Below are 16,415 nucleotides of genomic sequence, written 5' to 3' on the forward strand. Positions count from 1 at the left end.
GCGATAGTTTATAAAGAGACTGAAAAGGTTTCACCCATATCTTCAGCAGTTTTGCCATCTTGTACCGCTGCGGCTGCCATCTTAAACATATTCACCACAGTGCTGCCGCTAAGCCAGCATTCTGCACCATGAGGCACGACTTTAATCAATTGTACGTTTTCATCTTCTTTACCATGCTCAAAGAAAGCATTATAAACCGGTGACCAGAGCTCATCCAATTTAGCTTTGTCTGTCGGCAATTCAGCGTTAGCACTAATAGAAACGAAGTTCTTTTCATCTTGGGTGGCATAAGTCAGACCGATTCTTGCATCATCCTGAATATCTTTAACCACGTCTGAGGATTTATCGCCGATAAACCAAATTTCTTTCTTATCGAGATTGACCTCATTGGTGGTCATCGGCCAAGCATGGATATCGCCTTTTTTATTGGTGGTACTCATCATGGCGAACTTCACATCTTTAATGACGTCTTGAATTTTAGCGATATGCTCTTGGTTACTCATGGTGTTTGTCCTTTTTCATTATAGTGATTGATTTTTCGTTAATGGATTATTGTTATTGATTAAATTTTTATCTTATTAGAGATTCAGTTTAAACGGTCAAGCTTTAGCTAAATAAGCAAATAGATAAGCGCTTAACTCGCCAGCAACTGCCATCTAGGATAACGATTACCCGTAGGAGATTTATATAGGCTGCCAGTAATGCGATGTTGAGTGTTTGTAAGGACTATAAGCATTGGGTAAAAATTGTGACGCTGGACTTCATTCATTAAGGCTTTCTGTTGAGAAAAATTATTTGTAAAAGTTGTAGCTTAATAGGCATGACTGAAAAGGCTGCTAAAACCTAACTCAGAACAGTTATCTGCTCAGCGCTATCTATAGCTGTTGTTAGTTCGATAACTGACTTGCTAACCTACTTACTAACGGAGCTTTTCAGCAATTTATCTCGGTTTTGACCTGCTTATTACGGGGCTTCTTGTTATAATACGCAGACCATTTACTTTGCATGGCAGAGATGCCTTGATCTTACGGATTATGCCTTTATGATGACCATCGCCGGACAACCGTTTCTTACCGATTTTCAGACGCAGCAACTCATCAGTCAGTTTCAGCAAAAAACCGAGCTAAATGTCAGCCACATCAATACTCAGCAAGTTTATGTGCTATCACGCAAGCTTGAAGGTGATGAGCAGAGAAAAGCGCTGGACCTATTTGGGGTTAAGGCAGACACCCAACTCGCCGCTCCACAAAACAACCAATTACAAGTCATCGTAGGCCCGCGTTTTGGTACGATATCGCCATGGGCAAGTAAAGCGACCGATATTTTTAATAACTGTGATATTGAGATTAACCGCGTTGAGCGCGTCATTGTTTATACGCTAACCATTGATGGAAAAGCAGACGGCGAAGTGGGTGCAACGCTACCTAAAGCCGCTGAGCAATTATTGTTTGACCGCATGACCCAAAGCTTGGTCTATGATTTAAATGATGTGAATAAATTGTTTGACGATGAAAAGCCGGCATCGCTCAATCATATCGATGTGATTGGACAAGGTCAGTCGGCGCTCGAAGCAGCCAATACAGAATTTGGTTTTGCGCTATCGAGCGAAGATATTGACTATTTGATGAATGCGTATGTCAATGAGCTAAAGCGCAATCCAACCGATGTTGAGCTCATGATGTTTGCCCAAGCAAACTCAGAGCATTGCCGTCATAAGATTTTCAATGCCGAATGGACGGTAGATGGCGCGGTACAGCCAAAATCACTGTTCCAAATGATTAAGAATACTTATAAAGCCAATCCTCAAGGCATCTTATCGGCTTATAAAGACAATGCTGCGGTAATGGCAGGTTCTGAAGGCTTACGTTTTTACCCAGTCCCTACTGATGCAATGGATGCCAATTCAGCGCATCCTTACGATTTCCATCAAGAAGAAATCGATATCTTAATGAAAGTCGAAACCCACAACCATCCAACGGCGATTGCTCCTTATGCGGGTGCAGCGACGGGCGCGGGCGGTGAGATTCGTGATGAAGGCGCAACCGGTCGTGGCGGTAAACCAAAAGCCGGTTTAACTGGTTTCCATGTGTCACATCTGCATATCCCAGAGCTTGCGGAAAAATGGGAGCAGTCAGGTCAATTAAGTACGCAGGATTATGGTACGCCGGATCGTATGGCAACCAGTCTTGAAATTATGACCGAAGCCCCATTAGGCTCAGCCAATTTCTCTAACGAATTTGGTCGTCCAAACTTATGCGGTTATTTCCGTAGTTTCCAATTGGACACTTCAGCGGCAAAAGACGGCAGCAAAATGCGCGGCTATCATAAGCCCATTATGCTGGCAGGCGGTTACGGCAATATCAAACGCAACTTGATTGAGAAAAACGCCATTCAGCAAGGTGACCTGCTTATCGTCCTTGGTGGCCCTGCGATGCAAATTGGTCTTGGTGGCGGTGCGGCTTCTTCGGTCGATAGTGGTTCACTCGATGAAGGCTTGGACTTTGCTTCTGTACAGCGTGATAACGCTGAGATGGAACGTCGCTGCCAAGAAGTTATCGATCGCTGCTGGGCACTAGCTGGTAACGATATGGACGCTAGTAACAATAGTAAAGATGGCAACCCAATCGTCTCGCTACATGATGTTGGTGCAGGCGGTCTATCAAATGCCATGCCAGAATTGGTCAATGACCATGAAATGGGCGCGGTATTAAATCTACGTAAAATTCCGTCGTTAGAAGCGGGCATGTCACCGATGGCGATTTGGTCAAACGAAGCACAAGAGCGTTATGTCCTTGCGATTCGCCCAGAGAGCAAAGAGCAATTTGATGCCATCTGTGCCCGTGAGCGCTGCCCGTATGCGATCTTAGGCGAAGCCACGGAAATCCGTCAGCTTGTCGTTAATGACGAATTGCTCCCTGAGCAGCCAGTCGATATGCCGATGCAAGTATTGCTTGGCGGTACGCCGCAGATGCAGCGCAGTTTTGAGCGTCAAGAGAACACATTACCAGCATTAGAGCTTGGCGACGTCAATCTAGCCGAATCAATCAAAGATGTGCTACGTCATCCTACCGTCGCTAGCAAATCATTTTTGATTAGCATTGGCGACCGTTCGATTACGGGTATGGTCGTGCGTGATCAGTATGTTGGTCGCTATCAAGTGCCCGTATCAGATTGCGCGGTGACTGCTTCAGGCCTGATTGCGTTAGATGGTCAGCCAATGAGCGGTGAAGCGATGAGTGTTGGCGAACGTACGCCTGTTGCGTTGATTAATCCGAAAGCTTCTGCACGATTAGCCGTTGGTGAAGCGATTACTAACATCGCCGGTGCGCGTATTACTCAGCTATCTGATATTACTATGTCAGCAAACTGGATGGCAGCTTGTGGCGAAGACACTGAGGACGCTGCGCTTTTTGACGCTGTGCATGCGATCGGTGAAGAGCTATGTCCGGCACTTGGTATTGCTATCCCCGTTGGTAAAGACTCGCTATCGATGCGCGCTAACTGGACAGATGAAGATGATAACGGTAGCCAAGATAAATCAGTCGTTTCGCCAATGAGCTTGGTGATTACTGCTTTTGCACCTGTCGTTGATGTGGCAAAAACCCTAACGCCTGAACTGATCAATGGCGATAGCGCGTTCTACCGTATTGACTTGTCGAAAGGTAAATTGCGTCTAGGCGGTTCAATCCTTGCGCAAACACTAAGCCAATTAGGTAACGACTGCCCAGATTTAACGCAGCCAAGCGACTTGGTCGACTTCTTTAACTTTATCCAAGCGGGTAACGCGCAAGGCGTCATTAGTGCTTATCACGATATCGGTGATGGTGGTTTGCTTGCGACCATCGCAGAGATGCAGTTCACCAGCCGCCAAGGTATCAAGCTATCATTAACTGATGATAACTTGCTCGGTCAATTATTCAGTGAAGAGCTAGGCGCAGTTATTCAGGTATTGCCAGAAAACGTCGCGGCTTTAATGCAATTGGCAGAAGAATTTAACGTCAGCGAAATGATGAGCCTAGTTGGTCAAAGCTCGGAAGAAGATAGCTTAATCATCCAAACGCCAACACTGATGGGTGACGATACCTTACGATTTAAGCGTTCTGAGCTACAACAAGAGTGGAGTCAGGTCAGCTATCAAATCGCCCGCCGCCGTGACAACCCAGCTTGCGTACAGCAAGAATATGACTTGATTAGCGATGCTAGCCATCAAGGTCTTATCGCTGCACCAAACTTTGATCTCAATCAAAAGGTCGAAGAACCATACTTAAACAGCCGCGAAACTAAGCCAAGAGTCGCTATCCTGCGTGAGCAAGGCGTCAACGGTCAGTCAGAGATGGCAGCAGGCTTCACCCAAGCAGGCTTTGAAGCGGTCGATGTCCATATGAGCGATTTGCTTGAAGGTCGCATCAATCTACGTGACTTCGACGGTCTGGTCGCTTGTGGTGGCTTTAGTTACGGTGATGTACTCGGCGCAGGCTCGGGCTGGGCGAATTCTATTTTGTTCCATGACGAGTTGCGTATGCAGTTCGTGCGCTTCTTTGCCCGTCCAGATACCTTCTCACTCGGCGTCTGTAACGGTTGTCAGATGATGGCGCAGTTAAAAGACCTCATACCAGGTGCGGAAAACTTCCCACGCTTTATCGCCAATAAGTCAGCTCGCTTTGAAGCGCGTACGGTCAACGTCAAAGTCGAGCGCACCAAGTCTATCCTATTCAAAGGCATGCAAGACAGTATCTTACCAATCGCTGTCGCGCACGGTGAAGGCTATGCCACGCTGGACAACACCGAGATCGACGGTATGGCAAAACACGGTCAGCTCGCCATGCGCTTCGTCGACAGCCAAGGTCATCCAACCGAGACTTATCCGCTTAATCCAAACGGTTCGCTCGGCGGTGTCACGGGTCTGTGTAGCACCGACGGTCGCGTCACCATCATGATGCCGCACCCTGAGCGTACGCTACGTGCCTACAATCACAGCTGGAAGCCAGAAGAGTGGGACGAGGACGGCGCGTGGATGCGTATGTTCCGTAACGCCCGCGCTTGGTTGCGTTAGGATAGTTTGAATTAACTTTAGACATAAAAAAAGGTAGGCTTATGCTCACCTTTTTTGTGTTTGGGGTTTGACTATTTTTGAGTAGGGAATCTAATCTTGAGAAGCATTAAAAAATTGCATTTCAATTATAGCCTCGTAAGTGAAAATTTCTTAAAGAGAGTTTTCTGCTCTACTTGTATCTGCCAGTAGGGGATGAGATAAACTGTGCCTTGGAATAATTATTTTATCTATAGAGAAGGTTTAAATGATTCATTTAAACGTGTAAGGTCTATGGGTTTAAAACCTTTACCATTAAGATAAGATTTATACCATTCTTTCTTATTTATTTTCGCATAATCAACTATAACATTTTTTAATGATTCATAAGATAAACTAAATTGATTAAAATCACTATCGGTATTACTGCTAAAAATTTCAAAAATCTGATCATTACCAATTTCTATTATATTTCCTTCTAATTTTAGATATGGTATTAAAATATAATCGGTATTTCCAAAACTCAATTTTAAATTTGAAGTTGCTATCTCGCCGCCTAGTTTATTAGTTAAGCTTACATCTATTTTTGCTAAAGGGATAAAGTTGTTAACAACGCCTAACGTTAAAACACTAGAATCAAATTTTAAAGGCTGTTCTACCAATATTCTATCTAGATCAAATTGATAATCCTCTACTTCTATCTCTATATCATCAATAAACTCTTCTAAAAAATCCATTTCGACTTTATCTTTTGATAGAAACTCTATTTCCCTTGTCCGAAAACGTGTATTTTGACTATAAATATAAAAACCATTAACCCTGAGTATATCCCTAAAAGTTTTGTTTGTTATTAAGTCTCTTAAAGTAGAAGACTTTACTATTTTAGCGTTTGAACTTGTAATAAGGTTTGAGTAACCAATAATAGAATTTACCCGACTTTCTTCATGACTATATAGGCTGATTTTATCTTCATTTAGAAAATCCTTTATCGTTAACCCTTCGTCTAATTTAAAGTCCTGCCAAGAATCATCAGAATCAATATTATTTAATTTCAAAAACAAGGAATTTTTTCTTATATTACCATCGAACAAGTTGATGGAGCTATAACTTTTTGATTTTAACTCTTGTACTAGTTTGTCATAGCTAGACAATAAAAGATTAAAGACCTTATCAGAATCATTAACTTTGTCACGACTCAAGCTTACTATTTGTCTAGTTTCGGGAATGTATATATCCATAATCAAACAAACAAAATCATCCGAAAAAGTACTATTTTCAGTATTTTGATAATATTTTCGATTAATTCCTTGAGATTGAAGCTTCAAAAATTGACCTTTATAAAGTATTTGTGGAATTTTTTTATGACGATAGCCGTTAATCTTCACGATTGAAGTTCCATCATAAAATTCATCAAACTCTAGAATTACAGGTTTTAAAGCAGTAAGGTTTTCACTGTTCCAATACATTTTATCTCTATGGATTGATTTAGGCGAAATATCAGTATTTTTAGTGTTTTTATACATTATATTTGGTAGTCTTTGATCAATTCTAAAGCATACGGTATTATTACTTATATTTTTATATATTGAATTTAATTTTTCTATCACTTCCAGCTCGTTATTGTTGTATATATATTTAACTTTTGAGAAAAGATCTATGGATTTAGGGTTATTTATTTCCTTCATGTTAATTATTGAGAATGATTCGGTGACATGTAATTCGGTTCCATACTCTCCAAGGTCGTTGATCTCCTCTATAAAACAGTACCCTGATTTGTTAGATAATGGAGAATTTAATTCAATTTTTAAGCTTTCATGAGTTATTCGACTTTTTGTATATATGATTATTTTTTGATGTGTAATTGGTAAGTCTTTCATTAATAAAAAAGCACTCTGTAAACCGATACCAAATTCTCCAGAAGGTTGCATCCATTCTGGCATTTGACGAATAATCTTCTTTTTTTCGTTATTGTTTTTAGAGCCTGCTATCTTTTGCATATATTCAAGATCTTTGCGAGATATGCCGATGCCATTATCTTTAATAATAAAAGTCCAGAGCGTAGATTTTTTGTTGTCAGCTATTTTTTTACAGCTTAAGTTAATAGGATAATCCTTAAATATTTTTCTGGTTTCAGAACTGTAAGGATTATTATTATTCGGTAGTTTTCTTATGCTATTTTTTTGTCCATGCTCTAACCAAACTCTTATCATCGTAGCATCGATAGCATTTTGAATCAGCTCTCTATAGATACTCATATCATCTTCGTACAGATTATTACCTTGTAGTAGCTCAATAGCGCTGCGTTCATCTAATGAAAACTTCATGGGTTTGTCGTTAAGCAAAATTTTCGAGTCATCCATCTCAACATCAAGCTTATTGATTGTTGGAAGTAAGCCAAAATCACGATGAGGAACGATATTTTTCCATTGTGACATTTGGTTTTGAATCTCTTCCTTGATCCAATCAAACCAATTGCGACATTCAATATATGCCATCTCAGTACTACAAATAGCCGTTATGCTTACTGTTTCACTATCTAATTGAAACTCACGAATAGCTTTGTGCTTTTGCTCATGCGTTTCACTAAGTGACGGCATATTACCAACTTGTCTTGCCATGACAGGACAAAAGCGGTTGTCATCAATATCAAATAAGTCACCTAAACGTAGTAGACAAGCGACAAAACGAGGGTGGCAATCTTCTGTACCCATCCCAGTTTGACGGAATGGTAATAAGCTCATGACTTCTTCAAAATTGCGCCCATGTGACCAACAGATTTGACCAAGATAACGATAGATACGTTTGGGGAGTAATTCAGTACGCGGAGAGCTAATATTGAGCTTTTCAAATGGCTTCAAAACAACGTCGTTTGAGTTTTTGGCGTGACCTTTGCGATACCATTCGGCAACCATCTGACGATATTTTTCAACGCCTTTATAAGGGTTATCATAATGAACAAGGGCAGCTTCCCAACCATCGTTATGCCAAACCTTCGCAAACTCATGTAAGTCTTGAACATTGTTATTAGCAAGCTCTTCAACGTAGTCTTTGAAATGCTCATTTTCAATTACATCTTGAACTTCATCTGCATTGAACAGCATACCGATATCATGCCAGTAGGCTGCCTCCAATATTAGCCAAGTATCTGTCGCTGTCAGCTTTTCAATATTGCTACCTAACAGACGCTCGATATTGACGAGTATTTGCTGAGAGTGCGATTCGTTATGACTACTAAAGTGTGGGTAATAACTACCCACATTTTCAAGCGACTTACCGACGAGCTTTTCATCAAACTCCCATTGCGACATCAATATTCTAGTATTGCTGTCTTCTTCGGTTTTCTTCTTTAAATGTTTGATTAAGCCTGCGCTCATGGTAAGTCCTTTTTATTATTTCATATTTGGGATTTTTTATTGTACAGACTTACTTTTTAACTTCTTTCTGCGCCTCAGCAATCAACTCATGAATTCTAGCGCTTTCTTTTAGCACACAAGCCTCATACGCAGAGAGCGGCTCGGCTTCCTGCTCTTTTTCTTGCTCCTGTTTGGCTTTTTCTTCTAGATATTTCTGTAGCTCGTCTTGCTCATTTTGCTCGTTGTATTGAGAGTTACTCATGCCTTATGTCTCCTAATATTTTTTATCCATTAATAAAAGTCATCACGACCAGCATACTTCTTATTGAGTGCCTTTAAAATAGCATAAGTTTCTAAATCCAGCTCGCCCGTTGGCTGCTGCGGTCTGAAATGCAATTGAAAGGCATACACGACATTGCGACTGGCTTTATCCCATTCATCAGTGTTATTGATTTGATAACCGTAATCGCGAAACGCTTGCTTAATCTCGGGTATCGTTGCCGCTGCAAACGCGTCTTGATTCATAAAGAATTGCTTGTCAAATTCATCATACCAAGCGCCAACGCCGTACTCTTTATACAGTCGCTGCCAAGGGAATTTCGCCCCGGGGTCGATTTTACGCGACGGTGCCATATCCGCATGACCGATGATATTCTTTGCTGAGATATTATATCTTTTTGCCAAATCTTGCACCAGCTGCGCCACTTTTTTAATCTGCAACTCATTAAATTGGACATAGTGCTCATAAGGATGATAGTCGAGCGCGCCGTTTTTTAAGGTATCTCGATATTCAGGCTTAATGCCTGCATTGACAATCTCGATGCCGATAGAGGTATCGTTGAGTATCGTTCTACCGGCAAAACCGCCCGCGCCAGCATGCCACGCGCGTTCGCCCTCGGGCACTAAGTTATAAATTTTATTATCGTTATTATCCAATATTAGATAGTGGGCGCTAACGTCACCAGTGGTCAAAAGCTTGATAGCGCGGGCATTATTGCTCACCGTATAATGCAGGACAATGGTTTTAATACGCTCACTTTTACCAGTGGCTTGGTAAGTCTCGCTATCAATAATGAAGGGTTCAGTATTTGCTATTTGGGTGTTATTAGTGGTCACGCAGCCAATTAGGGGCAGCGTTAAGGCACATGCTAATGCTAAAAAGATATTTTTTGCCATGAAATACTCTGTATGAATAAGGGTAGGCGATGATGCTTACCTTTATTTTATATTGGTAGTAGTTAGATAAGATTGAGATATTTTTACAGCTTTTTAATCCTTGCACATTTTCTTCGCCAAAACCGTTTTCCAGCTCTCTTCCAAACACTCAATCGCAAGCCACGGCTCGATAACCTCAGCGTCAAACTTCTCTTTTGAATTGGCCAATTGCCATAACTTTTCCAGCGTTGCAAAAGGATAGGGACGTTCGATGAGATAAACCGGCAAATCAGCGCTAATCATACCGTCACGTACGACCTGAAAATACCAGCCAGCGATACCTTGCTTAGTTACCCAAGAGGCGATATTGGGCACTTTACTAAACTGTCCGATTTGGTCATTGATTTTGTAGCAGGGGCGGCGCGGTTGCACGATGCGTAATTGCACACTATCGCCACCATTCCCATCAATGATTTCATCTTGACCATACTGAAAAACGTCACCAATACAAACCGTCGACTCATCCATTGCAGGCAAACCATTGACCGCTTCGGTCGTTAGGTTTTCACCTAATGTGCCAACGCGTACCTTTAGACCAAACTCAGCGTTAATCTTATCGTAAGTCGCCACCGCTAGTTGATGCACGGCTTTTAGCGGGCCGCCATGATGGCGTCGGTCGGCTTGTTCATCGGTGGTAAGCCCCATAAAGTTGACCGCAACAGGCGCTTTGATGGGTGCTTTATCAATCGCGCTCGTCTGTTCACGGGCGAATGGCATGGCTTTGCCAGCACGGACGCAGATTAGATTGGCGATATGTAGCGGTAAGGGTTGATTGAAATCAGCGCTATTTTTTTGGCTAGAAGATGCTGTTTGCTCTATGCTCATGGAATATCCTAATCGATAGGGATTTATTAGGCGAGTGGCTAGCTCATTAGTGATTTTAATGATGTTAATACTGCATATTATCTTAGCCTAATCAAGCGGCTGATTATACGGTTGCAGCATTTTAAAGTTTATCAGCACCTTAAGATTTATGAGTACTAATTTCTAAACAAAAAAAGACCAGAGTATTCATCTGGTCTTTTTGCTTGTGCTTTTTCAGTATTAAAAAATTATCGCAGTAGATAATCTTATTTGTTTTTATTGCGGCGACCAACGGTTTTCTTTTCACGTGGCACAGCGACCAGTTCAGCCAATTGCTCAGGCGATGACCATAGGCCTTCTAAGTCATAGAAATCACGGGCTTGTGGCGTCATCATATGTACGACAACGGCACCCAAATCGATCAAGGTCCAGTCAGAATCAATACCGCCTTCACGGCCAAGTGGCATAAAACCCGCTTGCTTGGCTTCAGCGCCGACACTGTCAGCCATGGCGCGTACATGGCGCTTAGAGGTACCGTCAGCGATGACAATACGCTCCATCACGTCAGTCAAACTTTCTACATTCATTACGGTGATGTTTTTCGCTTTCATATCTTCTAGAGCGCTTTGGACAAGGGTTAAGCACTCTTGTAAGCGTTCGTCAGTCATGGTGTTAGTCATAAATTGTAATCTCTTGAATCGTCAATATTAAAAATAAAATGGTAAATCGTCACAATGCATTCTCTAACGTGCCCCTTAACATATAGGTAGATAGGCAGACGTTTTTTGAGACAAAATGGACAAAGTGGGCAAAATTAAAAGTATAAGGCGATTTTAACGGAATTGGGCAGCAGAATATAGCTGATGGGTAATAATATATTGATAAACAGCAGGATTTAGCCATTTAGCGAATGAATTGGGTGCAGTCTCGCTAATGATAGCATTTATTGGCTGTAAAGATGCGATTTGCGTTTCGGCAGCGTGCTTTATATTTAGCGATTGAGATGCTTGCGGTAGTGGTTGGTAAAGTTGTTGCTGCAATTGCCGCCTTACTTGCGTGCTCGATATCGCTGCCACAGGGCGCGGGTCTATATAAATGCGACCTTGGTAATTGTTTTTCAACACACTGCTATCCGTTAAAGGTTGAATATTATGTATTAATAACTCAGTGATTGAATCGACGGTTAAAGGTTGCAGCGGCACGGGAAGTTGCGACTTTAAGGGAGTTTGCCAATCAACCTCAAGGAGGTTTTTATTAAAATCGGGGTTATCTTCACGATTAAACACCCATAGATTGACATAATCAGTCAGCGCTAAACCGTCTTTCCATTTATCCAAACTGCGCGCGCTGTCCATCCCCATGATAAATATCAAACTGTCATTAGGGTAGCGGGCGCGTAAGGTCTGTACGCTATCGATGGTATAAACGGGCGGCGCTTGCCAGAGCTCAAGCTCGTTAATTTGTAGCGGCGACTCTTGCGTTGCCAGCTTTAACATCGCCAATCGGTGCTCAGGATTGGTGCTGTCCTCTTTAAAGGGTGAGCGCGCATTGGGTAATAATGACACCTGTAGCTCGCGCTGTTGCTGCTCAGCTAGTGGCAGTAGACTTTGATAAACGTAAATCGCCAGTTGCAGATGACCATTATGCACAGGATCAAATGAGCCACCCAAATAAGCGCGAATGGCTGAGGTAGTATTGGTTATAGGGAGATGCTTAACAGTATTTGACATAAATAAGTGAGTGAAAAAGTAAATAAGAAGGTAGTTAAGGTTAATTTATTTTAGATGGACTATAGCATGTGGCTATTCACTTATCGCGCTTATCGCGCTTATCGATTTTATTATGCCTAACTATAGCGTTTAACAGCCATAAAAAAACCGACCATCATAATGATAATCGGTTAAATATAGAGTGATTACTGATAAGTTTTAATGCAATTAAATCGCATCGCTATGCGCTTGGATCGCAGTCAGGGCGATGGTATAAATAATATCATCGACTAATGCCCCACGCGATAAGTCATTAACTGGCTTATTTAAGCCTTGCAACATCGGTCCAACACTGACCACATTGGCACTACGTTGTACCGCTTTATACGTGGTGTTACCGGTATTTAGGTCAGGGAAGATAAAGACGTTTGCTTGTCCAGCGACGGGTGAGTCAGGCGCTTTTTGTTTACCCACGCTCATGACAGAGGCAGCATCATACTGCAGTGGTCCATCGACAGCGAGGTGCGGCGCACGCTGGCGGACGATTTCAGTCGCGCGGATGACTTTTTCGACGTCAGCGCCGGTACCTGAAGAACCGGTTGAGTAACTAATCATGGCGACTTTTGGATTGATACCAAAGGCTGCCGCCGACTGCGCCGATTGAATAGCAATTTCGGCCAACTCTTCGGCATTCGGGTCAGGATTGATGGCACAGTCACCATAAACAACCACTTGTTCAGGTAACAGCATAAAGAATACTGACGACACGAGTGAGTATTCCGGTGCCGTTTTAATCAACTGAAACGCTGGGCGCACGGTATTTGCCGTGGTATGTATCGCTCCAGAAACCAAGCCGTCAACTTCATCCATCTGTAGCATAGTCGTACCCAAATACACCGTATCTTTTAGGTATTCAGCAGCGACTTCGGCATTGGTTTTACCTTTACGGCGCTCGACCACGGCAGCGATATATTTATCCATATCAAGGCTATCAGGATCGATAATCTCAAGCCCTTCTGGCAAGACTAAGTCACGGTTTTTAGCAACTTGTTCGACGTCGCTACGCTTAGCAAGCAATACACAATTGGCGATACCGCGGCTTTGGCAAATACAAGCAGCTTCTACCGTACGTGGTTCCGAGCCTTCTGGTAGCACGATGCGTTTTTTAGCATTTTGCGCTTTTTTCACCACTTGATGACGGAAAGCTGATGGTGACAGGCGCGGCTCATGGTTTTGGCTAAAGTAGGCTTTAATCCAGCTCAAGTCCAAATGCGCGGCGACATAACGCGCCACTTCTTCAGCGCGCTCCGTATCATCGCTTGGAATCTCAGCGCTCATGTGTAATAGACTTTGTACCGTCTCAAAGCTGTCATCTTCGACACTCATCACAGGGATACCGGTTTTGAGCGCTGATTGCCATAGCTCAGCGACCGTTGGGCTTGGTACCACGCCACCGGTTAATACCAAGCCTGCCAGTGGGATACCGTTGATGCAGGCAAGTCCCGCTGCCAATAATACATCATCACGGTCACCGGGCACGACAATAAGCGTGCCACGTTTAAATACTTCATCGACACGCGCAACCGAACGCGCAGTTAAGCTGATACGGTTGATACGGCGTGATTTTGCTTCACCAACATTGAGCCAAGTGGCGTCGAGCTCAGCGGCGATATCCCACGTCCGCGGTACAGATAATGAGTCGCTAAATGGTACGACTCCTATTAAACGGAATTCCTCGGTATTAAAGTGTGGTGATAGGCGTTGGACTTCTTGCATAAAGCCTTCATCCAAGCTTACAACCGCTTCACCCGGTGCGACTATTTGATTTTCCATGGTGCTTTGTACGTTTGGCAAATCATGCATGCGCATCAAGATGCAGCCAAGCGTACGGTCGCTTGCCATACCGCCAAATTCGCGGGCATGGACATCGAGCTTATCAGCCAAATAAGCAGGCTTACTGGTATCAGCGGTGCTGACAAAAATAATCTTGGCATCGAGCGCATGGGCAATCGCACGGTTGATTTGGGCGGCATAAGAGGTTTCAGTCGTTGATACCAAGCCTTCGCAAATGACCACATCATAGTCATCGCCTAGGGTATGGTAGTTGACGACCACTTCTTCCATCAAGTCATCAAGATTGTCGTCACCTATCATGCGCTCAACCCGTTGACGGCTGATAGATGCTGGCGGCTTAAGACCAAAAGCGTGCATGGCCAAGGCGCTTGAGCTGTCCAAGCTGTTTTGCTTATCGAGCGTATCATCTTGCAAAAACGGCTTCATAAAGCCCGCTTTAATGCCGTTATAGTCAAAAGCACGAATCAAGCCTAACGCCGCTGACGTCACGCCGATACCGCGGCTGATGGGCACAAGTAAAATAGTTTGCATAATATATCCTACTGTTTATTATATTTTTAACAAGGTGGTACTACTCTTTATACATTGCTACCAATCTTACTGTAAACCCAAGGCTTGACGCGTTTCTTGAGCGATACGGCATTCTTCATCGGTCGGTACTACCCATAGCTCAATGCTGCTATCGTCGGCTTGGAAACTGCCTTCGCGACCACCGACCAAGCTGGCGTTTTTAGCGGCATCTACTTTGATACCAAAATGCGGCATCATCTCTAAGATACGCGTACGCGTGGTGACCGAGTTTTCGCCAATACCACCGGTAAAGACAATACCCGTAAAGTTAGGTAGGGCACAGCTTAAGCTAGCAAGGTATTTGGCGACGCGATAGCAGAACATCTCAATAGCAAGCTTGGCGTCTTGATGACCTTCGTTGGCTGCTTGCTCAATAGTACGCAAGTCATTTGATAAGCCTGAGATACCGAGCAGACCACTTTCATTATTAAGTACTTTATCAATTTCTTCTAAGCTCATACCGAGTTGGCGTTTAAGATGAATGTGTAAGCTTGGATCTACATCACCGCTGCGCGTGCCCATCATTAGCCCTTCAAGCGGGGTCAGACCCATACTGGTATCAAGACTTTTGCCATCGTAAACAGCCGTTGCCGAGCAACCATTGCCTAAATGCGCCGTTAACCAACCGTGCGGGCCTTTGGCGCTGGTAATTTCGCTGGCGCGCTCTGATACATAGGCGTGCGAGGTACCATGGAAGCCATAACGACGGATTTTATGTTCGTCATAAAAGGCTTTTGGCAGCGGATAACGGAAAGCCACCGGCGGCATGGTTTGATGGAAAGCAGTATCAAAGACCACCACTTGTGGAATCTCAGGATAAATGGCCTGTACCGCTTCGATACCCAAAGCATTGGCAGGGTTATGTAAGGGTGCCAACACTTTTAAGCGCTTCACTTCTTCTAGCACATGCTGATTGACCCGTACCGCTTCTGAATATTCACGGCCGCCATGTACCACGCGATGACCGACCGCGATAAAGTGATACTGCTCTAAGAGCTCAAGGATTCTTTTTAAGGCAAGTTCGTGGCGACCACCAGCAATGGCGATTTCTAGTTTTTCACCATTTAACGTCGTGTGTTTGATACGGGCGGTGTCGAGGCCTAAGTTTTCGGCCAAACCTGTGATACGAGTAGAATTGTCTTCGCTGATGAGCGCGTATTTGATAGAAGAGGAACCGCAGTTGAGGACTAAGGTGGGGTTGGTCAGGTTTGATGTTTCGGTATTTTTGTCATCAAAAGTCGTGGTTAGGCTGGCACTCATACTCTATCCTTAGATTATATTTTGTAAGTGGTGAATCGTCATCGATTATCACCGGTTGTATAAACAAAAACCAGCCATATCCTTGCTGGCGTACGCCGAACAGCTGACATACGTAAACAATGACATCGCTGATTTTTATTGTTCTTGGGCTGGGACTGCTTTAAAGGACGTTAAAGGTTTGCATCTATCTGTTTTTAGAAGCCAGTTTTTAGAAATCTGGTCTTGCAAAACTTAGGTTTTCGTACTTTTAAAGGTTAATAGGACGCATGCTAGCGCCTCGTCACAGCCACAAGGGTTAAGTATAATGTACCATATTTTTGCGCGTATACCACGATAACTATAAGGCTTTAATCAGCAATCTCATAAGTGCTTAATACAAGTGTACACCGAAGGTCGCGAGTGTTTATCAGCTATAATGAGACAAAAATACACTCTATAAAAATTGTAAGTAAATTTTTCTGGGTTAATCAGCTGCAGCTTTATTAATGCTGTAAGACCTATCTATCAAAGCCATCTATTCATACGTTCAGTCATTTATTTGCATAAATTTATGGCTCAAACAGAAGTGGTAGGCGCACAGCTTTAACGAATAATGCTATGATTAAAAAATTGTCCTATTTC

10 protein-coding genes are annotated in these 16,415 nt (G+C 43.1%); 1 reads left to right on the forward strand and 9 read right to left on the reverse strand.

Annotation, left to right across the window (positions count from 1 at the left end; all coding sequences use genetic code 11):
• Nucleotides 1–8: 8 nt before the first annotated feature.
• On the reverse strand, nucleotides 9–503 hold the full coding sequence (locus PG901_RS05775) for a pyridoxamine 5'-phosphate oxidase family protein (protein WP_201629190.1): 495 nt from the start codon (nucleotides 501–503) through the stop codon (nucleotides 9–11).
• 539 nt (nucleotides 504–1,042) lie between these two features.
• On the opposite strand from PG901_RS05775, the gene purL reads away from it, so the two are divergent.
• On the forward strand, nucleotides 1,043–5,053 hold the full coding sequence (purL, locus tag PG901_RS05780; protein WP_271133836.1) for a phosphoribosylformylglycinamidine synthase: 4,011 nt from the start codon (nucleotides 1,043–1,045) through the stop codon (nucleotides 5,051–5,053).
• Nucleotides 5,054–5,280: 227 nt separating this feature from the next.
• On the opposite strand, the gene PG901_RS05785 is transcribed toward purL, so the two are convergent.
• From PG901_RS05785 to PG901_RS05820, 8 genes are all read right to left on the reverse strand, one after another.
• A complete protein-coding gene (locus PG901_RS05785) occupies nucleotides 5,281–8,403 on the reverse strand; it encodes an HD domain-containing protein (RefSeq protein WP_271133837.1) in 3,123 nt (1,040 codons plus the stop codon).
• Between the two features lie 49 nt (nucleotides 8,404–8,452).
• Nucleotides 8,453–8,644: a hypothetical protein gene (locus PG901_RS05790; protein WP_271133838.1), complete on the reverse strand. Its 192-nt coding sequence runs from the start codon at nucleotides 8,642–8,644 to the stop codon at nucleotides 8,453–8,455.
• Between the two features lie 29 nt (nucleotides 8,645–8,673).
• Complete coding sequence (locus PG901_RS05795) at nucleotides 8,674–9,558, reverse strand: N-acetylmuramoyl-L-alanine amidase (RefSeq protein WP_271133839.1); 885 nt, start codon at nucleotides 9,556–9,558, stop codon at nucleotides 8,674–8,676.
• Nucleotides 9,559–9,651: 93 nt separating this feature from the next.
• Nucleotides 9,652–10,422: an MOSC domain-containing protein gene (locus PG901_RS05800; protein ID WP_271133840.1), complete on the reverse strand. Its 771-nt coding sequence runs from the start codon at nucleotides 10,420–10,422 to the stop codon at nucleotides 9,652–9,654.
• A gap of 245 nt (nucleotides 10,423–10,667) precedes the next feature.
• Nucleotides 10,668–11,081, reverse strand: a complete 414-nt coding sequence (rsfS, locus tag PG901_RS05805) for a ribosome silencing factor (protein WP_201564570.1) — start codon at nucleotides 11,079–11,081, stop codon at nucleotides 10,668–10,670.
• A 153-nt stretch (nucleotides 11,082–11,234) separates the two neighbouring features.
• Nucleotides 11,235–12,131, reverse strand: a complete 897-nt coding sequence (locus PG901_RS05810) for a nicotinate-nicotinamide nucleotide adenylyltransferase (protein ID WP_271133841.1) — start codon at nucleotides 12,129–12,131, stop codon at nucleotides 11,235–11,237.
• Between the two features lie 207 nt (nucleotides 12,132–12,338).
• Nucleotides 12,339–14,495: a phosphate acetyltransferase gene (pta, locus tag PG901_RS05815; RefSeq protein ID WP_201619032.1), complete on the reverse strand. Its 2,157-nt coding sequence runs from the start codon at nucleotides 14,493–14,495 to the stop codon at nucleotides 12,339–12,341.
• Nucleotides 14,496–14,561: 66 nt separating this feature from the next.
• On the reverse strand, nucleotides 14,562–15,794 hold the full coding sequence (locus PG901_RS05820; RefSeq protein WP_201624362.1) for an acetate/propionate family kinase: 1,233 nt from the start codon (nucleotides 15,792–15,794) through the stop codon (nucleotides 14,562–14,564).
• Between the last annotated feature and the right edge of the window lie 621 nt (nucleotides 15,795–16,415).

The sequence above is a fragment of the Psychrobacter sp. ANT_H3 genome, assembly GCF_027919975.1.
Classification (GTDB): domain Bacteria; phylum Pseudomonadota; class Gammaproteobacteria; order Pseudomonadales; family Moraxellaceae; genus Psychrobacter; species Psychrobacter maritimus.